The sequence below is a fragment of the Actinoallomurus vinaceus genome (genome assembly GCF_039542055.1).
Taxonomy (GTDB): Bacteria; Actinomycetota; Actinomycetes; order Streptosporangiales; family Streptosporangiaceae; genus Actinoallomurus; species Actinoallomurus vinaceus.
Map to the genome: position 1 here is coordinate 552721 of NZ_BAABHK010000001.1, position 21040 is coordinate 573760.

A 21040-nucleotide genomic window follows, 5' to 3' on the forward strand; every position below is an offset into this window, starting at 1 on the left:
TCACCGCACGGTGAGTCGGATGACCGGGTATTCCCGGTCGGTCTTCTGCTGGTACTTCGCGTAGCGGGGCTGGGCGGTGGTGATGCCCTGCCATGCCTGCTCACGGTCGGTGCCGTCGAGCACGTGCGGCGTCACCGGTACGGCGTCGTGGCCGGGCAGTTCTATCGACGCCCGGTCGGGGTGCGCCATCAGGTTGAGGTGCCAGTCCGGGTGCCGGCTCCCCCCGCCCGACGCGACGATCAGCCAGGCGTCCTCGCCGTCGGCGAACCACGCGAGCGGCGATTGCCGCGCCTGCCCGCTGCGGCGGCCCACCGTGTGCAGGATCAGTACGTCCATGCCCATGAACGTGCCGCGGCCACGTCGGATCTTGCGGTTCATGCGGGCGTTCATTCGGTGCTGCATCCACCGTGACACCGGTCCGGGCGTACCGCGCGTGCGCCCTTCGCGACTGCCCGCCTGCTGGTTCTGTGTCATTGGCTTCCTCCAGTCTCGCCGGACGGCTCAGGGGAGCTCGTTGATGCGGATCTGGTTGCCCGCGGGGTCGCGGAAGGCGCAGTCACGGATCCCGTACGGCTGGTCGGTCGGCTCCTGGGCGACCTCGGCGCCGCCGGCCTGCAGCCGCGCGAAGACGCCGTCGAGGTCCTTGGTGGCCAGGATGATGCGGGCGTACGTGCCCTTGGCCATCATCTCGGCGATGGTGCGGCGCTCGTCGTCGGTGATGCCCGGGTCGGCGGCCGGCGGGTACAGGACGATGGACGTGCCGGGCTGGTCCTTGGGGCCGACCGTGAGCCAGCGCATCGTGCCCTGTCCGACGTCCTTGCGGATCTCGAAGCCGAGGATGTCGCGAAAGAAGGCCACGGAGGCGTCCGGGTCGTTGTGCGGGAGGAAGCTCGCGTTAATGGTGATGTCCATGGCTTTCACGCTAGGCGTGGCCCGATGACCGGCGCTTCTCGATTCCTGACCGGTCTGGCCACTTGTTCCACTGGGGGTCGGCGGCTATCCCTCGCCCGCGCGCAGCACCTCGCTCAGCCGGCGGCGGCGCCGTAGCGCCGACTCGACGGGTACCACCACGGCGACCGCCGCCAGCAACGCGACGGTGACCAGACCGAGCCGTCCCCACGGCAGCACGAGGGCCGGGTCGGCGGCCTGCCCGGTGAGCGTCCGCAGAGCGAGCGGGCCGAACGTCAGGCGCGCGAGCAGCGCCCCGAGCAGTGGGCCGCCCACGGCGGCGACGAGCACCGGCGGCAGCAACTCTCCCGCGGCGACCCAGCGGGCGTCCCGTGGCCGCAGGCCGAGGGTCCGCAGCCGGGTCAGGGTCTGCCACCGTTCCGGCGCGCTCGCGGCCGCGCCGAGGCCGAGCGCGAGCAGCCCCAGGGCCAGGAGGGTCGCGGTTGAGGCCCACGCCAACCGCAGCAGTCCCGAGGTCAGCGGCGCCGTACGGCGTGCGCGGAGCACGTCAGTGCGCAGCACGGCGTTCGCGGCGACGGCGCTCGCGGTGACCGCCCGTGCCGCTCCGGGGCCGGTCGCCCACACCGTGTTCGGGACGGTGGGCATACCGGCGGCGGCGAGGGTCGCGGCGTCCACGAGGACGACGTCGTCGGCGTCGCCGACGGCGGGTGCCGTGCCGACGGCGGTGAGCCGGATGGCCGGGGCACCGTCCCGGAGCAGTTGCAGGCGCATGCCGCGCCGCAGGCCGCCGTTGCTCGAGCGCACCAGCGCGGGGACGTCGCCGTGACCGGTTGCCGTGAGCGCGGGCGCGTGCGGCCGCGGGGTGGAGGCCGGCAGCCGCTGGAACGCGGCGGCGTCCACGACCACCAGGCGCGGTGCGACGATCACCGAGTCGGCGACGATGCGCGCTCTTTCGGTCACCTGGCCGGCGACGGCCTGCCGGACTCCCGGCGCGGCGGCGATGCGCCGGGCGAGCGCGGGCGTGGAGGCCGCGGCGGCGGGCGCGACGTCGAGGCGGGCATCGGCGCCGGCGGTACGCCATGCGCCGTCGGCCAGGCCCCGGCCGGCGGTGGCGTCGAGGGTGAGCGTGTACGACGCGAGCGCCGCGGAGGTCACCAGGACCAGCAGCGGCAGCACGCGCGCGGACGTCGCGGCCGCCCGCGCGGCGCCGAACACGGCCAGTGGGCGGCGTGAGCGCAGTGCCCGCTTCAGGGCGAGGCGCGTCCCGGCGGGCAGCAGCCGCCGCAGGACGAGCGCGCCGGCGAGAACGCCGAGGGCGGGCGCGCTCGTGGGCAGCGCCACGCCACCGTCCGGCCCGGTTCCCGCCGCATCGCCGGAGGGGGCGGCCGGGAGGATCCCGCGTTGGTGCAGCGCGACCAGGGCGGCGACCGCGGCGATCAGGATCGCGGCCTCGAGGGTGGCATGGCGCAGTTGGTCGGTGCGGCGGGCCCAGCGCCGCGCGCTCCGGTTGGCGGGGACACGGCGATCGCGGGTGGCACGGGCGGCGGCGAGCGTGCCGTACGCCGGGCCGGCGGCGGCAGCGGCAAGGACCACCGGGACCACCCACCCCCAGGAGGCGCCCGGGGCGACCGTACGGGCGAGCGCGAGCCCGGCCGCGGCGGCGGACAGCGCCACCACGGCGGATTCGAGCAGCAGTTCGGCGCCGAGGTCGGGCAGGGCCGCCCCCCGTTGCCGGGCGGCGGCGAGAGCCAGGGTACGGCGGCGCACCAGCAGGTCGGCGGCGAGCAGCAGCACCAGGACCGCGGCGGCCAGGACGCCGATGAGCAGGACGGACGCCTGCGCGGATGCGGCGCTGACCTGGGCGCGAACATCCCGCAGCACGGCGTCGAGCTGCGTCTCCCACTGCAGGGAGTCGTCGAGAACGCCGGAGGAGCCGGAGGCCGCCTTGAGAGCGACCGCCCTCCCGGCGATCGCCTGGGCGGAATCCCAGGTGAGCACGCGTGGGTCGGGCGTGAACCAGACGGTGCGCTGCAGTTGGTCCTGGTCGAGGGCGAGGCGGGCGTCGGGCAGCGAGTCGCGTGACAGCAGACCGGCGAGCCGGGTGGTGCCCACGCCGTCCTCGCCGGAGACGGGATGCAGCAGCCAGGGGGCGAGCCGCCAGGCCGGATCGGCGCTGTCCGTCGCCCGGAAGACGCCGCTGACCTGGACGTTCTTAACGCGCTTCTGGTCGTCCTCGACCGGGATGCGCGCGCCGGGACGTACGTGGAGAGCGGCGGCGTCCGCTTCCGACAGGCCGACCTGCACCGGCCAGGGCGGCGCCTGGTAGGGGATCTCGGCGTTGCCGCCCACCGCGGCGGCAGCGCCCCGGGGCGGGCCGCCCGCGATCCAGGTCACGTGTGGCCCGGAGCCATGATCGGTTGCGAGGTAGGTGAGCTGGAAGGTGCGCAGCACGCTGCCGTCGGTGATGCTGAGGGTGGAGCTGGTGACGGTGGCGACGGGCGGACGCAGCGCGGCGCGCAGGTGGGGGCCGAGCGCGTCCTTGGCCCGGTCGCGGAAGTCGTCGACGTCCTCGGCGAGGTGGGGCGAGCGGACGCGATCGCCGCTGGGCCCGTCGTCGGGCTCCCAGCGGGCGTGAACCAGGACGTCGGCGTCGTGCCCGGCGCGGCGGACCGCGTCCTGAACGGCGTCGTCGGCGGTGGCGCGCAGCAGCGGCGGCACGGCGCCGGCGAGCACGGTGACGATCGCGACGACGGCGGCGGCCAGGAGCAGGGGCCCGGCGTCGGCGAGGGCGCGGCCGCGGATGCTGGGCCAGTGCAGGGTGGGCGGCCGCAGGATGGGTGGTCGCCAGCGACCAGGCGACCGCAGGGCGGCCGGCCACAGGCGACCAGGCGGCCGTACGGCTGGCGGTCGTAGGGCGGGTAGGCGTCGGCGACCGGACGGCCGTGGGGTGGTTCGGCCGCTCACGATGTCACCCGCAGGTGCGCGGCGTCGACGCGGCGGGCCCGTACGGTGACGACGGCGGTCACCGCGAGCGTGCATCCGGCGAGCAGCAGGGCGAACAGGGCGGTCTCGGTCGCCCACGGCCAGCTGGGCAGGGCGGCCGGGACGGGCGCGGCGCCGGTGTCGGATCGTACGAGCAGGGGCGCGACGATGCGGGCGGCGAGCGCGCCGACGGCCGCGCCTGCCGTGAGCAGGGGTAGCAGGATGCCGACGTGCTGGCCGAGCAGTACGGTACGGATCTCGCGCCGGGACATCCCCAGGCCCGCCAGCCGCGCCGCCTCGTGGGCGCGGACCTGCAGGTCGTACGTCACATGCAGGATGACACCGGCGAGTAGCAGCAGGGCGGCGGCGGGGACGAGCAGCCGGAGCGCGGCCGGGAGTCCGGCGCGCAGCGGGGCGCTGGTGAGCCGGGCGGTCTCGGCGGCGCGAGTGGTGACGGTGCCGAGGTGCAGGGCCGTGGCGCGTACGGCGGCGTCGGCTTGGGTGGGGTGGCCGACCCACCAGGCGTCCACCGGGAAGTCCAGGGTGCCGCCCACGACGAGGGCGCGGGAGAGGGCGTCCAGGTCGGCGAGGACGGCGGCGGCGCCGGGGGCGGCCGGGATGGTGGGCAGCACCTCGGTGACGCTGGCCGGGACGGGCGTGGTGCCGACGGTGAGGCTGAGCCGGGAGCCGCGCTTGGCCCCGACCTCGTCGGCGAAGCGGGCGGAGACGGCGACGGGTACCGGCCCAGGGGCGGGGAAGGCGGTGGCGACGAGGTCTCGGGCGGCGTTCGGGGGGCCCTTGAGTGAGACGGTCGTCGTCATCCTCAGCTTGGTGCCCGCAGGGGTGCTGGTCAGGGCGACGGCCGGATCGGCGAGTTGCCCGGGGGAGGGCGGGGCGGAGGTGGCGGTCCAGGGCGGCGCGGGTGCCGTACCGGCGGAGGCGGGGGCCCCGGGCACCGCGAGCGTGACGGAGACGCGGCTGTCCCCGGCGGGGGCATCGGGGGAGGCGGCGCCCGGTGTGGTCTCGTCGGCCGCGAACGGGAGGGACACCGCGACCAGCCGCAGCCCGCCGGCCGTCGCGCAGGCCGGCAGCGGGTGCGCCCTGCCGTCGAGCCGGATGGGCGGGCCGGTGCAGGTGGTCCGCAGACTCGTGGCGTCCTGCAGCAGCAACCGGGGGGTCACGGTGAGCGGGGTCGCGCCGACCGCCGTCCCGGTCAGGGTGAGCGCGGCGCCGGCCGGGACCGCGACGCCGGTGGCGCGGGCCGCCGGCGCGAGGGCGGCGGCCACGTTCCTCCAGCTGCGGCCGCCGTTCAGCCGGCCGCGCAGCAGGGCCCCGGCGCGGGTGGTGTCGACGGCGACCAACCGGGGCACGTCGCCGGCGCTGCCGAGCCACTGCCCGACCACGATGCCACGGTCGGTGGCCGGGCTCACCGTTCCCCCGGTGGCCGCGCGGACGGCCGCGCCCTGCCCGGTGACCGGCGGGGCGGTGAGGGTGAGAGCGAGGTCGGTGCCGACGGACAGGTCGGCCTGGTCGTGCTGCGATCGCTGCCACGTGGCGTCGAAGGCGATCCCGAACGTGCCGGCCGCGCAGGCCAGGCCGATCAGCAGGCCCGCGGCGACCGCCTGCGGCCGGCGGGCGGCTTCGAACGCCGCCAGCGGGAACACCAGTCCGCGGGCGCGGCGCGCCAGCCGGTCGGCGCCGCGCAGCGCGGGCACCGCCAGGCGAAGCGCCAGCGCGGCGCCCGCGGCGAGGAGCAGCGCGGGAGCGAGCACGCGGACGGTGTCGGCGCGGGAGCCGGCACCGGTGGGCTGAGCGCGCAGCTGCCACCAGGCGACGGCGGCGAACGCCACGAGCAGCAGATCGGCTCCGGAGCGGGCCAGCAGCTCGCGCCGGTGGCGACGCTCACTGACCGCGGCGGCGGGCCGTACGGCGAAGACGACGAGCACCGCCGCGAGCGCCAGCGCGCCGCCGGCGACGGCGAGTACCTGGGCGCCGGTCACGCTCGGCCGGGTGGCGAGCCCGGCACCCGCCAGCGGCGGCAGGTGGGTCAGGCCCGCATGCAGGGCGGACGACGCGGGCATCGCGAGCGCGGCGGCGAGGACGGCGAGTGCGCCGGCCTCGACGGTCGCGGCGGCGGCGGACTGGCCGCGGCCGGCGCCCAGATCGGACAGCAGGGCGGTCTCGTCGGCGCGCGCGCCGGCGGTGAGCCGGCCGGCGAGGGCGAGGGCGGCCGCGGTCAGGACACCGGCGAGGACCGCGACGGCGAGCACGGTGGCGGCGGTGACCTGCTGCTGGTCGCGGGCGGCCTCCAGGGTGGACGGCAGCCGGGAGGTGACGCGTTCGGCCTTCACCCGGTCGCCGAGGGTACGCGCCAGGCGGCGATCGGCGCCGAGCGTGGCGTCGGCGACGGTGTCGAGGTCGCGGCGGGTGGGGTTGGACAGGTCAGGATGGGCGGTGATCTCCAGCCGGTCGATGGTGGAGCCGCCGGCGAGCAGGTCGGCGAGGTCGACGATGAACGGCCCGTACGCGTGGACCGGTCCGATGGAATGGCCGTCGTGATAGGCGAGGTCGTAGCCGGCGGCGGCGAGGGTGTCGCGGTCCCAGCCGGTGCCCGGCCGCGGGCGTACGACGCCGACGACGGTCACGTCGACCGCCGGGCCGGGGTCGCCGGCCAGCTCCGCGCCGAGGTGGACGCGGCCGCCGAGGGTGAGGCCGAGCAGCCGCGCGGTGGGTTCGAGGACGACGGCCTCCAGCGGCGCGGCGGGGTGCGCGGCGTCGGCCGTGGCCCGCGGCCAGCGTCCGGCGGTCAACTGGGCGCGGGCCGCCAGATCCTCCACTCCCGACAGGTAGGTCTCGGCCTGGACGCCGTCTCTCCCGGCACGCCTCAGCGGCAGCGACCGCATCACGGAGGACGCACGCGCGGCCGTCGTCGCGGCGAACGGAGCGAACGCCGAGGCCAGCACGCCACGGGTGTCGCCGGCGACGGATCGCGCGTCCGGGCCGCGGACGGTCACGGCGTACGCGGTGGTGTCCACGTCGTCGGGGGCGGCGCGGGACGCGGCGGCCTCCAGCGCCTGGTCGGCGGTACGGGTGACGAGAAGGGCGTAAGCGCCCAGCAGGGTGGAGCCGACCGTGACGACCGCCAGGAGGGCTGCCAGCAGTGGCCACTGCGCGCCGGCACGGCGAACGAGCAGCCTCAGCACGGGCCGCTCCGAAGGATCACGAGGCTTCCCGCCCGTCGGCCTGTCCCTCGATCCGTCCGTCGGGCTCCTCTGCGAGCTGCCCGTCGGGCAGTCCCTCGAGCTGCCCGTTGGGCTGGCCTCTGAGTTGCCCGTTGGGCTCCTCCTCGAGCCGCCCGTCGTTGATGCGGATCACCCGGTCCGCCAGCGCGATCATCACGGGGTCGTGCGTGGACACCAGCGCCGTGACGCCCTCGGACTCCACGACTCCGCGCAGCAGCGCCATCACCGACAGGCCCGTCTCGGCGTCCAGCTGCCCGGTCGGCTCGTCGGCGATCAGCAGCCGAGGCGACGCGGCCAAGGCCCGGGCGATGGCCACCCGCTGCTGCTGGCCGCCGGACAGCTCACCCGGACGCTGCTCGGCGTGGTCGGCCAGGCCCACGAGCTCCAGCAACAGCTCGACCCGGCGCTCACGTTCCGCCGAGGGGACACGGGCCAGCCGCAACGGAGCGCCGACGTTCTCCGCGGCCGACAGCACCGGGATCAGCCCGAACGTCTGGAACACGTAAGCGACCTTCTCGCGCCGCAGGCGGGACAGGCCGTCCTCGTCGAGGGCGGTGACGTCGGTACCCTCGACGAGGACGGTGCCGGCGTCCGGGCGGTCCAGGCCGCCGATGACGTTGAGCAGGGTGGTCTTGCCGGACCCGGATCGGCCCACGAGGACGACCATGGTGCCGGCGGTGACGTCGAACGACACGTCCCGCAAGGCGTGGACGGCGGTCGGCCCGGTCCCGAAGCTCCGATGGACGCCGCGCACGGTGACCAGCGGCCTGCCCGGACCGGCGTTCACGCGTGCCCGTCGAGGTCGGGGCGGATCGCGACGTGGTCGGCCTCCAGCGCCAGCCGGACCCGCCTGGTCAGCGCCAGTGCTTCACGGTAGTCGCGCGGCACCTGGACCCTTCCGGCACGGTCCATCACGGCGTACTCCTCGGCGATCACATGCGTGCCGCCGTCGGCGTTGGTGGCGGTACGGCGCAGCACCTCGCTGCTGGTGCGCCCGTCGCGGATCGCCACGGTCCGCTCGACCTGGCCGCTGACCTCGGGGTCGTGGGTCACGACAACGATGGTGACGCCGAGCTGCTGGTTGACGTTCCGCAACGTCCCGAAGACCTCCGCGGAGGTGGCGGTGTCCAGCTCGCCGGTCGGCTCGTCGGCCAGCAGGACGCGGGGCTCGTTGGCGAGGGCCACCGCGATGGCGACGCGCATCTGCTGCCCGCCGGACAGCTGCGCGGGACGCCGGTCGGCGCATTCGGCGATGCCGAGGGCGTTCAGCAGCTCGGTGGTACGGGCGCGGCGGGTACGGGCCGGTGTGCGGGCCATCGTCATCGGCAGATCGATCATCTGCCGCGCGGTCAGGTAGGGCACGAGGTTGCCGGCGGTCTGCTGCCGGACGAATCCGACGGTGTGCCGCCGGTAGTGCACGCGGTCGGCACGGGACATCGCCAGCAGGTTCCAGCGGTCGACGCGCGCCCGTCCGGCGGTGGGGGCGTCGATCCCGGCGAGGATGGACAGCAACGTCGACTTGCCCGACCCGGACGCCCCGACGACGGCGACCATCTCGCCGCTGTCCACGACCAGGTCCAGCCCCTGCAGCGCCTGCACCTCGACCGACCCGGACTGGTAGATCCGCACCAGGCTCTCGCAGACGATCAGCGAGTCCCGCCCGAACTCCGGCGCCCGCTGCGGCGGCTGCGGCAGGGACAGCGGTGTGCTGGACATCCCCCTCCTCGGCCCCGCGTCATGCTGATCTTGGGCAGACTCTATAGGCCGTCTCGCGGGATTACAGCCCCCGGCTTCACCGCCCCCGGGCGGGCGCGATCGGTGGCAGGGAGGCGAGGGGGCCGACGTACAGCCAGGCGCCGTCCTGGAGGACGAAGCGGCTGTGTTCCTCCATGTGCCCGGGGCGGTTCCGCACGATGTAGTGCGCGCGGAAGTGCACGGTTCCGTCGGTGTCGAGGTAGCTTCCGCCGTCGGTTTTGAGGACTTCGAGGCGCTGCCATCGGAGGGACTCGTCGAAGTCGATGTGCGGTGGCCGCGTCGACGGGTGCCACGTACGCAGGAGATAGGCCTCGTCATTGACGCAGAAGGCGCTGTACCGCGAGCGCATGAGCCGCTCCGCGGTCGGCGCCTTCGCGTCTCCGCGGTGAAAACGCCCGCAACAGTCGTCGTACGGTGCGGGCAGCCCGCAATGGCAGCGTGTCCCCGGGTCGGACTGGGTCATGCTCTCATTGTGTCGCGACGGGCGGTTCCGGCCGGCCCCGCGTCGCGAGTCTCCCGATCGGGAGCCGGCGGACCGCGGACGCGTTCATGGCGGAGGCGGGGCGGGCGCTGCTGTCGCCCCGTCGGCACCCGTGACGGCGTCGGCGCAGGTGGCGAGGCGGCGGGCCAGGGCGTGCACGTGGTCGCGCAGGGCGTCCGGAGACTCGATCACGAACGGGCGTTCCAGCCAGGCGAGCGCGGCGGCGACCCAGTCCAGCCGCTCGGCCCGCAGCCTGACCCGTACCCACTCGCCGCCCTCCTCGGAAACGGCCCGCGGCTCGGAGGGCTCCGGCGAATCATGGTCCGCCTTCGCGGCGGGCTCCCGCGCAGGGTCGGCCGGGAGTTCCTGCACGGTGGCGATACCGGCCGGGAGCCGGGATCGGATCTGCTCGGCGGTGCCCCGGACCCGTACCGACACCTCATGCAGGTAGGGCACCTCGGCGAGCCCCGACAGCACCCGGGCGGTCGGGTCGAAGCCCTCCGGCACCTCGAACGACCCCGGCAGCACCGCCGCGGTCTCGATCCGGTCCAGCCGGAACGTGCGCACCTCGCCGCTGGCCGAGTCCGCCCCGGTCACGTACCAGCGCCCGGAGTGGAGGACGATCCCGTACGGGTGCACGGTGCGCTCGCTGCGCCGCCCGCTCCAGGCGCTGTAGCCGACGGCGACCGGCCGGCGGTGCCGTGCGGCCTCCGCGAGCATCAGCAGCACGCCCGTCTCAGGGGTGGTCACGCGCCGGGCCGGGGCGGTGAACTCGGTGGTCGCCAGCAGCGCCTCCAGGCGGCGGCCGAGCGCCTCGGGCAGCACCCGGCGTACCTTGGCGGCGGCGCTCTCCATCGCCGCGACGGACGTGGTCACCAGTCCGGCCCGCCGGCCCGCGACCAGGCCGAGCAGCACGGCCAGCGCCTCCTCGTCGGTGAGCATCAGCGGGGGCATCCGGTACCCGGGGGCGAGCCGGTAGCCGCCGTACCGGCCGCGCACCGACCGGACCGGGACCTCCAGGTCGATCAGATGGTCGACATAGCGCCGTACGGTGCGCTCGTCCACGCCGAGCCGGCCGGCCAGTTCGGCGACGGTACGGGTGCCGCCGGCCTGGAGGATCTCCAGCAGGGCGAGTACGCGGGCGGTCGGTCGGGTCATGCCGAAATTCTCCCTCGAATACCGGGCGGATCCTGTCCGGTATCCGGCCTAGCGTCGCGCTCATGACGACTTACGTACTTCTCCCCGGCTTCTGGCTCGGCGCCTGGGCCTGGCACCCGGTGACGGCCGAGCTGCGCGGCCGCGGGCACGACGTCCACCCGCTCAGCCTGACCGGGATGGGGGAGCGGGCCCATCTGGCCCGGCCCGACATCGACCTGGAGACGCACGTCACCGACGTGCTCAACCTGATCCGTTACGAGGACCTGCACGACGTGGTGCTGGTCGGCCACAGCTATGCCGGCGCGGTGGTGGTCCCGAGCGTCGCGGACCGGATACCGGAACGGATCGCCCGGCTGGTGTTCATCGACAGCGGTCCGCTGCCGGACGGGATGTCCCACGCGGAGTTCGCCTCGCCGGAGGATCAGGAGCGCAACGCCGAGCTGGTACGCACGGAGGGGCACGGCTGGCAGCTGCCGCCACCGCCGTGGTCGCAGCTCGCCGCCGGGGCGCCCGAGCTGCCCGGCGGCACGCTCGAGCGGCTGGCGCGGCTGTCGGTACCGCAGCCGTGGGCCACCGCCACCACGCCGGTCCGGCTGACCGAGGCCTGGGAGAAGCTGCCGCGGCTGCACGTGCTCTGCAGTTTCACAGCGGAGCAGATCCGGGCGCAGGCCGCCGCCGTCCCCGCCTTCCGGCACATGGCGGACGGAGGCTGGGAGCACCGGGACCTGTTCGGCTGGCACTGGCCGATGTTCGACCGGCCCAGTGAGCTGGCGGCGATCCTGCACGAGGCGGCCTGACGGCGGCTCGCCGTGGTGGACGGCGCGCTGTGCACCTCTAAATGAGCGCAAGCGACGTGGGCGTCTCCCCCTCGGAGAGGCGCCCACCGTCGTTCTGGTCCATCGCCGGCCTCGTTCGCCGAGGCGGCACCGAGTGATGGTCAGTGGAAGGGGAGCTTCGACGGCGGGGACGGCTTCTTGTTCGTCCAGCCCGAGCCTCGCAGCAGCTCGTAATGGAGCACGAAGCCCGGCTTGCGGGTACGGTACCGGCCTCCCGGCTTGACGAGCACGGCCTCGTCACCGAGGTACTCCCCGGTCTTGCGGTCGAACAGCAGGACCTCCCGATACGTGTAGCCGAACTTCGTCCAGACCACCTTTCCACCGCGGCCCCGATCCGGCCGGCCGTCCGTCCAGTCCGCGCCGAACGCGATGGCACGCCGCCCGAGCGGGTCGGTCATCGTGCCGAGGTTGCGCACGCCGGGCTGGGCGGCCAGCGCCCGCATCAGTGCGGCACGGACCTTGGGGGGCAACGGCGCGTTGGCGAACGCATAACTGGCGTTCCGGACGACATGCGCGGGATCGTTGAGCCACTTCGACCCCACGGGATCCATTTTCGCTCTGGCGGGGTTGACGTCCCTCACCAGGAACATCTTCGTGAGCTTGGCGGGATCCGTCGGCAGGTGCTGCGCCTCGGCCGCCGTCAACTCGACGGCGGTGCCGGGCACGAAGAAACTTCCGCCCTTGTCGTGGTTGATATCCGGCTTCCAGCTCCCCGCCTTCGTCGCGCAGGGGGTGTAGTGGTCGGTGTTCCACACCTGGGAGATGCTCGGCGACCCCGCCTTGCGCCACGCGGCCTCGTCCTCCGCGGCGAGCGGACGTGCGGGGAGGTCGCGCCCGTAGAACAGGTGACCACCGCCGGCCTTGACCGCCGTCCACTCGAAGGTCTCCATATGCGCGCAGGTGATGGCGTACCCGCCCTTGACCACGAACGACAGCCCACTGAGCTGATTCGTGTACCAATACTCGCCCATCGGCTGCTTCGCCGCCACGTCCGCGGCGGCCAGCAGCACCGAGTCGCCCCTGAACGGCGCGGCGGTCGTGGACCTTCTGGGAGTCGGGGTGCCCCCGCCCGTTCCGGCGACCAGGACGGCCGCCGTCACCGCGACCGCACCCGCGGCGACCGCCGGGACCAGCCGCCGAGCGTGCCCCCGCCGCCGTACGGCCTCGCGTGGCTGACTGAACGCCCGGCCCAGTTCGCTCCGGCGGACCTCTTCACCGACCCGTCCGGCCCCGCTGAGGTGGCCCGGCCGGGCCTCGGCCAGTTCCTGCATGATGTCCTTCACGAGAACTCCACTTCGATCGTCGGGGCGCGGTGCTGTGACGCCTCCTGCGTGTGCCGGCTCATCGCCTCGGTCAGCCGCTTGCGCGCCCGGTGCAGCCGTACGCGCAGCGTGGCCGTGTTGCACCCGAGGACGCGTGCGGCCTCTCGAGGGCTCAGGCCCTGCCACGCGACGAGGGTGAGCACCTCGCGGTCACGGTCGGAAAGCGCGGCGAGGGCGCGCAGCATCGCGATGCGGTCGACGACGCCGTCGGCGACGTCGGACTCCGCTTCTGTCGTCCACCTCCGCAGTTCGGCGGCGAGAGAGTCGCGCCGCGTCTGCGCCCGTACGGAGTCACGGATCATGTTGCGGGCGACGCCCAGCAGCCACGGCAGCGACGCGGACGGCATCTCTCCGAAGCGCCGCCACGCCACCATGAACGTCTCGCTCACGACCTCGTCGGCGGCCTGCCCGCCGACACGGCTGGCGGCGTACGCCCACACCCGCATGCGGTACGCGTCGTACAGCGCGGTGAACCGTTCTCTGTCGTCATCCACTCGCTCTCCCAGGGTTGGGGGCTTTGTCACGACGAAGTGGCCGCGGAGCGACGAACGTTACGGCGAATGATCGAGAAGCCGGAGACGCTCACCGCCGGCCCGGCGGCGATGAGTTCGAACTTGCCTCGACGGCGTCCACGGACCGGCGTCCCGTACGGCCCGGCCTCGTCGCGGACCTCGACGAAGGCCATTACTTCGGCGGCTGACGCGGGACTACCCTGATTACCTCCTCCATGTGGCTGCCTGGTGGAGAGATGCGCGGCCGCCCCGACCGCGGGAGAAGAACTGGACACCGACCACGTGATCACGCGACCGTACGTGCTGCTCAGCGTGGCCGCGTCCATCGACGGTTACATCGACGACGCCGCTCCCGAACGCCTGGTGCTGTCGAACGAGGCCGACCTCGACCGCGTCGACCAGGTACGCGCCGAGTCCGACGCCATCCTCATCGGCGCCACCACCCTGCGGCGGGACAACCCCAGGCTGCTGGTGAACTCGGCCGAGCGGCGCGACGAGCGCGAGGCACGCGGCCTGCCGCCGTACCCGTTGAAGATCACCATTACGCGCAGCGGTGACCTCGACCGGGATCTGAGGTTCTGGCATCACGGCGGCGACAAGCTCATCTACTGCCCGGACCAGGCCGTTCCCAGACTGCGGGAACGGCTGGGAGACCTTGCCGACGTCGCGGGTCTCGGCGCCGACTTCGATTTCGGGGTCATGCTCGACGACCTCGGCCGGCGGGGCGTCGAACGGCTCATGGTCGAAGGCGGCGGGGCGGTGCACACGCAGTTCCTCACCGCCGGCCTGGCCGATGAGGTCCACCTCGCCATCGCGCCGTTCTTCCTCGGCGACCCCGCCGCCCCGCGGTTCGTCAATCCCGGCGACTTCCCCCACGGGCCGGGGAACCGGATGAGGCTCGCGGAGGCCCGCACGATCGGGGACATAGCATTTCTGCGCTACCTCCCCAAGGAGAAGGTCACGTAGTTGCGCCTCGTACCATCTAGCCGCTCGGAAGACTACGGATGGCTCTCCTGCGCCGTCGACCTGGCCAAGCAGTGCCCACCCAGTGACACCGCGTTCTCGGTCGGATGCGTGATCGTCGATGGGCGGGGAAGCGAGATCTCCCAGGGTTTCTCGCGGGAGCGACCGCACTTGCACGCCGAAGAGTCCGCCCTGAGCAAGGTCGCGCCCGACGACGAGCGCCTGCGCGGTGCCACGCTCTACAGTTCCCTCGAACCCTGCACTCGGCGCAGGTCCAGGCCCCGTACGTGCGCCGAGCTGATCATCGCCTCCGGGATCGGACGCGTGGTCATCGCGTGGCGCGAACCACCGGTCTTCGTCGCCGACGCCCACGGGATCAGAGCCTTGCGGGCCGCCGGGATCACCGTCGTCGAGGTGCCCGAGCTCGCCGACGCGGCAGCGGCGATGAACGCCCACATCCTCGACCCGGACGCCAACGCTCGATCGTTAGAAGGACTTGAGTACTACTGCTCATGCCGGCAGGCTCGGCCGAGCCGACGATGTGGGCATGAGCACAACGGTCAAATCAAGCACCACGGCCGCGTTCTTCGTTCAGGCGGCCGTCTCGTTCGGGGTGTCATTGGCGGCCTGCGGGATCGGCATCGCCTATCTGCCGGTCGGCGGCTGGATCAGGGCGTTCCTCGGGCTCGCGCTGCTGTACGCGGTGACCTCTACGTTCACGCTGGCCAAGTGCGTGCGGGACCATCAGGAGACGGCCACGATCGTCGGACGGGTGGACCAGGCACGGCTGGACAAGCTGCTGGCCGAACATGATCCTTTCAAGGTCGAAGCCTGAACCGACGGATATATCGACGACACCAGCCCTAAGCGGTTGCGGCTGTCGAACGAGGCGGGAGTTGACCTTCCTCGGTTGCGGCGCGGGTTCTGGTGCCGTTGATGATGAGGTCGGCGGCGGACTTCACCCACCGGTCGCGGGCGGCGGCGGAGTCGTCGGCGCGGAAGGCCGCCAGCGCGCCGGCGATGATCATGCCGTTGATGGCGCGCGCGGTGACCGGGACGTCCAGGTCAGCGCGGAGGAAGCCCTTCTCCACGCCGTTACGCAGGTACGGTTCGGTCAGTGAGCCGAACAGCTCCGTCGTCTCCAGCATGCGTTCGGTGAGTTCCTGGTCGACGCCGCCGGACTCGAAGAAGAAGATGCGGGCGAGCTGCGGGTCATCGATGAACAGGTCGTACAGTCCTCGCCCGATCCGCTGAAGCTGCGCGTGGTACTCCTCGGCGGTGTCGGCGAGGTCCGGGCTTTCGGCGCCGACGGCTGCGACGATGCGCTGGATCGCGACCTCGATGACGTGGGTGACGATGTCGCGTTTGTTGGCGAAGTAGCGGTAGAAGGTGCCGTGCCCGAAGCCGAGTTCGCGGGCGATGTCGGCGATGCCGGTCGCGTGGTAGCCGCGTTCGGCGAACACCTTGAACGCGGCGGCGGTGATCTCCTGCCGGCGCCGCTCGGTCAGATCGCCGTCCGGCATGGCTCTCCCCTCGAGACGACCGGTATCCACTGATCAGCAGGATACGGCCCCGATCAGTTGAACTCGCCATCCAATAGGGCTTGTCGCTCGCGCGGCACAGGAGCAGAATGACACATCATTCCGCGACCGCCGGGAGGCGAGCGAGACGATGGTCCAGGTCGATGTCTTCTGGTCCTACGGGATCGGCGCGAGCTTCGCGCTCGCGGCAGCCCATCAGCTCAGAGCGCGGGCCGAGACCGGCGCTGAGCGGCGGCCGCTGCCCGAGTCCGGGGAGCCGGGCGGCGTGGTGACCGACCCCTTTCTCACCGGGGCGATGCTGTACTGCGCCGCGTTGTTCGCGCCGAGCGGCGCCTGGCTGCTGTGGGGCTTTCCGAACTGGGAGACCATGCAGGTGGGGAGCCACTCGATGCCCGCCTGGCTGGTCGCGGCGTTCGCGATGACCAACACCACCCAGGGCGTGGCCGGATACCTCCTCACGCGGAAGCTGATCACCGCCGGCCGGATCCGCTGGGCGGTGCTGCAGGCGGTGGCCGGTTACTTCAGCATGTTCTTCATCCTTGTCCACGGCTGGGACGGCAACGGCTACAAGCGGTTCTTCTCCGTGGACAAGGCCGACTACCGGGACTGGGCGGCCAGGTCCGCGCTCTCGAACGTGGCCCAGTGGGCCACCTCGAGCGTCGCCCTGACGCTTTACGGGATGGGCGTCGTATTGGTCCCGCTGATGCTCGCGATGATGCACCGGTACCACCGGCAGGGACTGCGGGCGGCGGGCGTACGAGGCCCGGGCGGCCGTACCGCGCTCGCCATCACCCTCGGAACCATCTTCGTCGGCGCGCTCGGCGCCGCCATCGCCACCAGCCTCCTCATCCATCTGTTCACCGCGGTAACCGGCAGCATCGCGCCGGGCTGGGCGTTGGGAGCGATCGTCGCCGTCCCGTTGCTGTGGTCCACAATGATTCGCCGCAACGGGCTTGCCTCCGCAGTGGCCCGCTGGCTGGCACTGCCGGCCGAGGAACAGCCCGCCTCTTCGGCCGCGCCCCTACCGGCTGCGCCGTGACGGCTCCTCGCCCCGCGTCGGCGCTGCCGCGCAGGCACTCCTCGCCGGCCTGGCGCCAGGATGCGATCGCTCGGCCGTGACCATCGATCGGCCTCACCCAGCTGAGTCAGGCGCTGAGAAATCCCTCCACCGTCTCGGCGAACTCCTTCGGGGCGGTGACCCAGGGGAAGTGGGCTCCGGGCACGGAGGCGGTTCGCGCGTCGGGGAAGAGCGCGGCGTACGCGGCGGCCTGGTCGGCGGTGGGGGCCAGGTCGTCCTTCCCGGAGATGATCAGGACGGGCGCCGGCAGGTCCTTGATGGCCGTACGGGTGGCGTCCGGGTCGAGCGTGGCCTCGCCGTAGAACCCCTGGGCGGCGGCCCGTACGGGCGGGAAGGACCGGTCGTGCGCCTCGGCGACGTCGTTCCAGGGGCTGTAGTAGAAGGGGCGGGTGGCCCGGCGGGTCTCGTCCCGCTCGTCGCCGGCGTCCCAGGCGTCGAGTGCCGCGCGGGCGGTCGCGTACCACGGCTCCGCGGAGCGGCGTTCGACCGCGGCGAACCATTCCTCGTCAGTCGGTTCGGGGCCGAGGGCGCGCGGGCTCGGTGTCACGAGGACGAGCCGGCGGATCCGGTGCGGATGGCGTGCCGTGTAGAGGACGGCCGGATCGGCGCCCGCGGAATGGCCGAGCAGGTCCATCGTCTCGAGCCCGAGGTGCTCCCGGAGCGCCTCGACGTCGGCGACGAGCCTGTCGGCCCCGTACGTGCCCGGGTCCTCGGGCGCCGCCGAGTCACCGGTCCCACGGTTGTCCAGGAGGATCAACCGCCGGGTCGCCGCGAGGCCGCCGAGGTCGCCCAGGTATCCCGACGGCCGGCCCGGACCTCCCGGAACGCATACGAGCGGCTCGCCCCGGCCCGCGAGGTGAAAGGCCAGGAGCGTCCCGTCGTACGAAGAGAAGGTCTGCATGGGCTCAAGGCGACCACAGGGATGGTGACGGCGGCAATTCGGTGTCCCCGGCCGCGGTGACACGGTGGCCCTGGCGAGCGCGGTCTCGTCCGCCACCCGCCAGGCTCGATTACCAGCCGGGGAATTCGCTCCGCTGTGGATCAGGGGCCGGGTCGTTCGCGGCCGGGGGGACGAGGAGGGTGACCGAGTCGGAGCTGCGCATCCAGGCACCCGTAACGCGACGGCCGCCGTCGGGGCGCCAGCCGGGCGGCGGGACGTAGTCGTTTCCCGAGCCGTCCTTCTTGAACTCCCCGATGAGGTAGACGGCCGTCATCTTCCGCTCGCGCAGCCGGGCCAGGGCGTCGTTCACGGTACGCCCGGTCAGGTGCAGGCTCGCCGGGTTGTCGCCCGCGCCGGAGTGCTGGTCGTGGTAGACCTCGCCGGGGCGGGCGGCCCGGCCGATCAGGATCTTCGTCTCGCCGTCGTGCGCCCCTGCGCCGCGTAGTTCGACGGTCAGCGGACACGCGGTGCGCTTCCCGGACGGGCAGTCCAGCACGGTTCCGATCTGGTCGGCGGTCGACTGGAAGCCGATGATCTGGCGGTCGGATCGCGAGCTGACCGGCACGATCGACAGCGTCACGTTCAGGCCGAGCTTCGCGAACGCCTCATGGAACTCGCGCTGGTCCGCGTAGATGTTCTTGATGTGCACCCGGTAGGTGTCGTGCGTGCGCTGGATGTCCATGGCCGCGTTGGCGTAGCTGCGCAGCGGCGTGGGGCCGCGGGAGCCCAGCGCGACGACGGCGACGGCGGCCGCCGCGGTGGCCGCCACCACGCCGATCGCGAGCCGTCCGTGGCGACGGCGCGTGCGGGTGGTGGTCCGGCTCTCCGCCGTGACGGCGGTCAGCAGGGCCTGAGCGCCCGGCGTGGACGGTCCGGGGACCTCGTCGTCGCGGACGCCGGCCAGTCCGGTCACCAGCTCATCGATCCTCGAGGTGGTCACGGTCGGCTCCCTTGAAACGTGGGGTTGGCGGCGTGGACGGCCTGCGTCTGGTCGACGCCAGCGGCTCGCAGGGCGTGGGCGAAGCGCTTCCGGGCGCGGTGCAGGCGGATGCTCACGGCGTTGCGCGAGCAGCCGAGGACCTTGGCGATCTCGGCGTTGCCCAGGCCCTCCCAGGCGACCAGGGCGAGCAGCTCCCGGTCGCGGTCCGGCAGGTCCCGGAACACCTGGGCGACGGGCGTGCCGTCCGGCGCCTCGGATGACGCGGTCGGCTCCGTGGCCAGTTCGTCGCGGAGCATCGCCGTCTTGATCGCGTGTCTTCGCTCGCCGCGGCGATGGTTGGCGAGCACCCGGCGCGCCACCCCGTACAGCCAGAGGCGGGCCTCGTCACCGGGCGGCAGGTCGTCCGCCCGGCGCCACGCGGTGGCGAACGTCTCGGCCACCACGTCGGCGGCGTCGTCGGGGGAATGACAGCGCCGCAGGGCGTAGCCGAGCAGGGATCGGTAGTTCCGCTCGTAGACGGCGGCGAACTCGTCTTTGTCCAATGGGGGCTCGTCCTCCTCGGACGGTGTCGGTCGGCACCCCCACATGTCCGACCCCGCCGGAGTTCTTTCACCTGCCGCCGACGATGTCACACCCGGCGGCTCCCGGGCCCCTCCGTCTCGGTGAGGCGGCGGGTCAGGTAGCGCCGCTCCGCCTCGGTCGCCGCCAGGGCGAGCGCGTCGCGGTAGGCGCCGGCTGCCTCGTCGAGGCGGCCGAGGCGGCGGAGCAGATCGGCGCGAGTCGCGGGCAGCAGGCGGTAGCCGGTCGCGTCGCCCGACGCCTCCAGGGACTCCACGATCGCCAGCCCTGTCGCCGGGCCGTCGGCCATCGCCACCGCGACCGCCTGGTTCAGGCGTACGACCACGGACGGCACGATCCGTACCAGCTTCCCGTACAGCGCGGCGATCTGCGCCCAGTCGGTGCCGGCCGCGTCGGCCGCCGTGGCGTGGCAGGCCGCGATGGCGGCCTGGATCTGGAACGGCCCGGGCCGGCCCCGCCGCAGGGCACTCTCCAGGATGGCGGCCGCCTCGTCGATCGCGCCGCGATCCCAGCGCGTACGGTCCTGGTCCTCCAGGGTCACCAGCGCGCCGGTGTCGTCGACCCGGGCGGCGCGGCGGGCGTGGTGGAGGAGCATGAGCGCGAGCAGGCCGAGGGCCTCGGGTTCGTCCGGCATCAGCCGTACGAGGAGGCGGCCGAGCCGGATGGCCTCGGCGCACAGGTCGTGCCGCACGAGGTCCGCGCCCGCGCTCGCCGCGTACCCCTCGTTGAACAGCAGGTAGAGGACGGCGAGGACCCCGCCCGTTCGCTCCGGCAGCAGGTGGGCCGGCGGCACGCGGTAGGGGATGCCGGCGTTCCGGATCTTCTGCTTCGCCCGGACCAGACGCTTGGCCATCGTCGCCTCGGGGACCAGGAACGCCCGGGCGATCTCGGCGGTGGTCAGACCGGCCAGCGTCCGCAAGGTGAGGGCCACCCTCGCCTCGAGGGCCAAGGCGGGGTGGCAGCAGGTGAAGATCAGCCGCAGCCGGTCGTCCCGCACGCCGCTCTCGTCGGCGCCGTCATCACCGGGCTGAACCGCCGCCGCGACCTCCCGGAGCTTGGCGGCCTCGGTCGATCGCCGGCGGAGCCGGTCCACGGCGCGGTTGCGCGCCGCGGTGGTGAGCCAGGCGCCGGGACGACGCGGGAGGCCGTCGCGCGGCCAGCGTTCCAGCGCGAGCGCGAAGGCCTCCTGCGTGCATTCCTCGGCGAGGTCCCAGTCACCGGTCGCCCGGATCAGGGTGGCGATGACGCTCGCCCGCTCCTCACGGAATGCGGCGGCGATCGCCGCCTCGACCTCGGGTGTCACTCCTCCCACAGCGGCCTGAGCTCGATCGAGCCGAATTTGGCGACCGGATGCTTGGACGCGATCTCTATGGCCTCGTCGAGGTCCGCGCACTCGATGATGTCGAAGCCGCCCACCTGCTCCTTCGTCTCGGCGAACGGCCCGTCGGACAGCAGCACCTCATCGCCGTGGGCCCGAACGGTCGTGGCGTCGCTCACCGGTCGCAGCCGCGATCCCTGCAGGCGGACGCCGCGGCGCTCCATCTCCGTGACCCACGCCGTGGGGTCGGCGTCCTCCGGGCTCACCTCGACGTTCTCGTCACCGCAGATCAACATCATGTACCGCATCATGCCTCCCGGTCGGTCGGTGTGGTCCTGCGCCGGACGAGCACCCCGATGATGGAGATCCTGCCGCGCCGCCTCATTGAGGCGACGGGCGCGTCCGGCAGGGCGCACCGCACAGATCGGGCGGCGAACGCCTGCATGACGAGCACGCTGAGCGGATCGGCCATGGCGGTCCTCCT

Annotated in this window: 21 protein-coding genes and 1 pseudogene; 5 read left to right on the forward strand and 17 right to left on the reverse strand. The window is 73.3% G+C overall.

The window, feature by feature from the left end; translation table 11 throughout:
• The 8 genes from ABEA24_RS02295 to ABEA24_RS02330 all read right to left on the reverse strand — a co-directional run bounded on the left by ABEA24_RS02295 (nt 1) and on the right by ABEA24_RS02330 (nt 10527).
• Complete coding sequence (locus tag ABEA24_RS02295) at nt 1-474, reverse strand: nitroreductase family deazaflavin-dependent oxidoreductase (RefSeq protein ID WP_345428828.1); 474 nt, start codon at nt 472-474, stop codon at nt 1-3.
• A 27-nt stretch (nt 475-501) separates the two neighbouring features.
• Nucleotides 502-912, reverse strand: coding sequence for a VOC family protein (locus ABEA24_RS02300; RefSeq protein ID WP_345428830.1), 411 nt, complete (start codon nt 910-912; stop codon nt 502-504).
• An 84-nt stretch (nt 913-996) separates the two neighbouring features.
• Complete coding sequence (locus tag ABEA24_RS02305) at nt 997-3873, reverse strand: FtsX-like permease family protein (protein WP_345428832.1); 2877 nt, start codon at nt 3871-3873, stop codon at nt 997-999.
• The gene (locus ABEA24_RS02310) at nt 3870-7094 is read right to left on the reverse strand and encodes a permease (protein ID WP_345428834.1); all 3225 of its coding nucleotides are present in this window, start codon (nt 7092-7094) and stop codon (nt 3870-3872) included. The genes ABEA24_RS02305 and ABEA24_RS02310 overlap by 4 nt, the downstream gene beginning before the upstream one ends.
• Nucleotides 7095-7110: 16 nt before the next feature.
• Nucleotides 7111-7920 carry an ABC transporter ATP-binding protein gene (locus ABEA24_RS02315; protein WP_345428836.1) on the reverse strand — a complete coding sequence of 270 codons (810 nt, stop codon included), beginning with the start codon at nt 7918-7920 and terminating at the stop codon, nt 7111-7113.
• Nucleotides 7917-8849 (reverse strand): ABC transporter ATP-binding protein, encoded by a 933-nt coding sequence (locus ABEA24_RS02320; protein WP_345428838.1) that lies wholly within the window; start codon nt 8847-8849, stop codon nt 7917-7919. The genes ABEA24_RS02315 and ABEA24_RS02320 overlap by 4 nt, the downstream gene beginning before the upstream one ends.
• Nucleotides 8850-8925: 76 nt before the next feature.
• A complete protein-coding gene (locus tag ABEA24_RS02325) occupies nt 8926-9351 on the reverse strand; it encodes a YchJ family protein (RefSeq protein WP_345428842.1) in 426 nt (141 codons plus the stop codon).
• A gap of 84 nt (nt 9352-9435) precedes the next feature.
• Nucleotides 9436-10527: a helix-turn-helix transcriptional regulator gene (locus ABEA24_RS02330; protein WP_345428844.1), complete on the reverse strand. Its 1092-nt coding sequence runs from the start codon at nt 10525-10527 to the stop codon at nt 9436-9438.
• Between the two features lie 62 nt (nt 10528-10589).
• On the opposite strand from ABEA24_RS02330, the gene ABEA24_RS02335 reads away from it, so the two are divergent.
• Nucleotides 10590-11324, forward strand: a complete 735-nt coding sequence (locus tag ABEA24_RS02335; RefSeq protein ID WP_345428846.1) for an alpha/beta fold hydrolase — start codon at nt 10590-10592, stop codon at nt 11322-11324.
• A gap of 140 nt (nt 11325-11464) precedes the next feature.
• Here ABEA24_RS02335 and ABEA24_RS02340 read toward each other — a convergent pair whose 3' ends face one another.
• Complete coding sequence (locus tag ABEA24_RS02340) at nt 11465-12646, reverse strand: CU044_5270 family protein (RefSeq protein WP_345428848.1); 1182 nt, start codon at nt 12644-12646, stop codon at nt 11465-11467.
• A complete protein-coding gene (locus ABEA24_RS02345) occupies nt 12643-13179 on the reverse strand; it encodes an RNA polymerase sigma factor (protein ID WP_345428850.1) in 537 nt (178 codons plus the stop codon). The genes ABEA24_RS02340 and ABEA24_RS02345 overlap by 4 nt, the downstream gene beginning before the upstream one ends.
• 246 nt (nt 13180-13425) lie before the next feature.
• On the opposite strand from ABEA24_RS02345, the gene ABEA24_RS02350 reads away from it, so the two are divergent.
• From ABEA24_RS02350 to ABEA24_RS02360, 3 genes and pseudogenes are all read left to right on the forward strand, one after another.
• Entirely contained in the window at nt 13426-14163 is a 738-nt protein-coding gene (locus tag ABEA24_RS02350; protein ID WP_345428852.1) for a RibD family protein, read from the forward strand.
• Nucleotides 14164-14535, forward strand: a pseudogene (locus ABEA24_RS02355) (cytidine/deoxycytidylate deaminase family protein); the annotation flags it as partial.
• A 172-nt stretch (nt 14536-14707) separates the two neighbouring features.
• Complete coding sequence (locus ABEA24_RS02360) at nt 14708-14995, forward strand: YiaA/YiaB family inner membrane protein (protein WP_345428854.1); 288 nt, start codon at nt 14708-14710, stop codon at nt 14993-14995.
• 28 nt (nt 14996-15023) lie between these two features.
• On the opposite strand, the gene ABEA24_RS02365 is transcribed toward ABEA24_RS02360, so the two are convergent.
• The gene (locus ABEA24_RS02365) at nt 15024-15683 is read right to left on the reverse strand and encodes a TetR/AcrR family transcriptional regulator (protein WP_345428856.1); all 660 of its coding nucleotides are present in this window, start codon (nt 15681-15683) and stop codon (nt 15024-15026) included.
• Nucleotides 15684-15831: 148 nt separating this feature from the next.
• Here ABEA24_RS02365 and ABEA24_RS02370 point away from each other — a divergent pair, with 148 nt between their 5' ends.
• Nucleotides 15832-16740, forward strand: coding sequence for a hypothetical protein (locus ABEA24_RS02370; protein WP_345428858.1), 909 nt, complete (start codon nt 15832-15834; stop codon nt 16738-16740).
• Nucleotides 16741-16846: 106 nt separating this feature from the next.
• On the opposite strand, the gene ABEA24_RS02375 is transcribed toward ABEA24_RS02370, so the two are convergent.
• From ABEA24_RS02375 to ABEA24_RS02400, 6 genes are all read right to left on the reverse strand, one after another.
• Complete coding sequence (locus ABEA24_RS02375) at nt 16847-17680, reverse strand: alpha/beta fold hydrolase (protein ID WP_345428860.1); 834 nt, start codon at nt 17678-17680, stop codon at nt 16847-16849.
• A 109-nt stretch (nt 17681-17789) separates the two neighbouring features.
• The gene (locus ABEA24_RS02380; protein WP_345428862.1) at nt 17790-18659 is read right to left on the reverse strand and encodes a hypothetical protein; all 870 of its coding nucleotides are present in this window, start codon (nt 18657-18659) and stop codon (nt 17790-17792) included.
• Nucleotides 18656-19246: an RNA polymerase sigma factor gene (locus ABEA24_RS02385; protein WP_425551127.1), complete on the reverse strand. Its 591-nt coding sequence runs from the start codon at nt 19244-19246 to the stop codon at nt 18656-18658. The genes ABEA24_RS02380 and ABEA24_RS02385 overlap by 4 nt, the downstream gene beginning before the upstream one ends.
• Nucleotides 19247-19287: 41 nt before the next feature.
• Nucleotides 19288-20541, reverse strand: coding sequence for an RNA polymerase sigma factor (locus ABEA24_RS02390; RefSeq protein WP_345428866.1), 1254 nt, complete (start codon nt 20539-20541; stop codon nt 19288-19290).
• The gene (locus tag ABEA24_RS02395) at nt 20538-20855 is read right to left on the reverse strand and encodes a YciI family protein (RefSeq protein ID WP_345428868.1); all 318 of its coding nucleotides are present in this window, start codon (nt 20853-20855) and stop codon (nt 20538-20540) included. The genes ABEA24_RS02390 and ABEA24_RS02395 overlap by 4 nt, the downstream gene beginning before the upstream one ends.
• Before the next feature lie 8 nt (nt 20856-20863).
• Nucleotides 20864-21028 carry a hypothetical protein gene (locus ABEA24_RS02400; protein WP_345428870.1) on the reverse strand — a complete coding sequence of 55 codons (165 nt, stop codon included), beginning with the start codon at nt 21026-21028 and terminating at the stop codon, nt 20864-20866.
• Nucleotides 21029-21040: the final 12 nt, after the last annotated feature.

What these genes read in the sequence shown, in the direction of transcription:
- ABEA24_RS02370 (WP_345428858.1), top strand. Translation starts at nt 15,832, where the DNA reads ATGGTCCAGGTCGATGTCTTCTGGTCCTACGGGATCGGCGCGAGCTTC.
- ABEA24_RS02360 (WP_345428854.1), top strand. Translation starts at nt 14,708, where the DNA reads ATGAGCACAACGGTCAAATCAAGCACCACGGCCGCGTTCTTCGTTCAG.
- ABEA24_RS02385 (WP_425551127.1), bottom strand. Translation starts at nt 19,246, where the DNA reads ATGTGGGGGTGCCGACCGACACCGTCCGAGGAGGACGAGCCCCCATTG.
- ABEA24_RS02330 (WP_345428844.1), bottom strand. Translation starts at nt 10,527, where the DNA reads ATGACCCGACCGACCGCCCGCGTACTCGCCCTGCTGGAGATCCTCCAG.
- ABEA24_RS02400 (WP_345428870.1), bottom strand. Translation starts at nt 21,028, where the DNA reads ATGGCCGATCCGCTCAGCGTGCTCGTCATGCAGGCGTTCGCCGCCCGA.
- ABEA24_RS02335 (WP_345428846.1), top strand. Translation starts at nt 10,590, where the DNA reads ATGACGACTTACGTACTTCTCCCCGGCTTCTGGCTCGGCGCCTGGGCC.
- ABEA24_RS02320 (WP_345428838.1), bottom strand. Translation starts at nt 8,849, where the DNA reads ATGTCCAGCACACCGCTGTCCCTGCCGCAGCCGCCGCAGCGGGCGCCG.
- ABEA24_RS02325 (WP_345428842.1), bottom strand. Translation starts at nt 9,351, where the DNA reads ATGACCCAGTCCGACCCGGGGACACGCTGCCATTGCGGGCTGCCCGCA.
- ABEA24_RS02375 (WP_345428860.1), bottom strand. Translation starts at nt 17,680, where the DNA reads ATGCAGACCTTCTCTTCGTACGACGGGACGCTCCTGGCCTTTCACCTC.
- ABEA24_RS02295 (WP_345428828.1), bottom strand. Translation starts at nt 474, where the DNA reads ATGACACAGAACCAGCAGGCGGGCAGTCGCGAAGGGCGCACGCGCGGT.
- ABEA24_RS02365 (WP_345428856.1), bottom strand. Translation starts at nt 15,683, where the DNA reads ATGCCGGACGGCGATCTGACCGAGCGGCGCCGGCAGGAGATCACCGCC.
- ABEA24_RS02395 (WP_345428868.1), bottom strand. Translation starts at nt 20,855, where the DNA reads ATGATGTTGATCTGCGGTGACGAGAACGTCGAGGTGAGCCCGGAGGAC.
- ABEA24_RS02300 (WP_345428830.1), bottom strand. Translation starts at nt 912, where the DNA reads ATGGACATCACCATTAACGCGAGCTTCCTCCCGCACAACGACCCGGAC.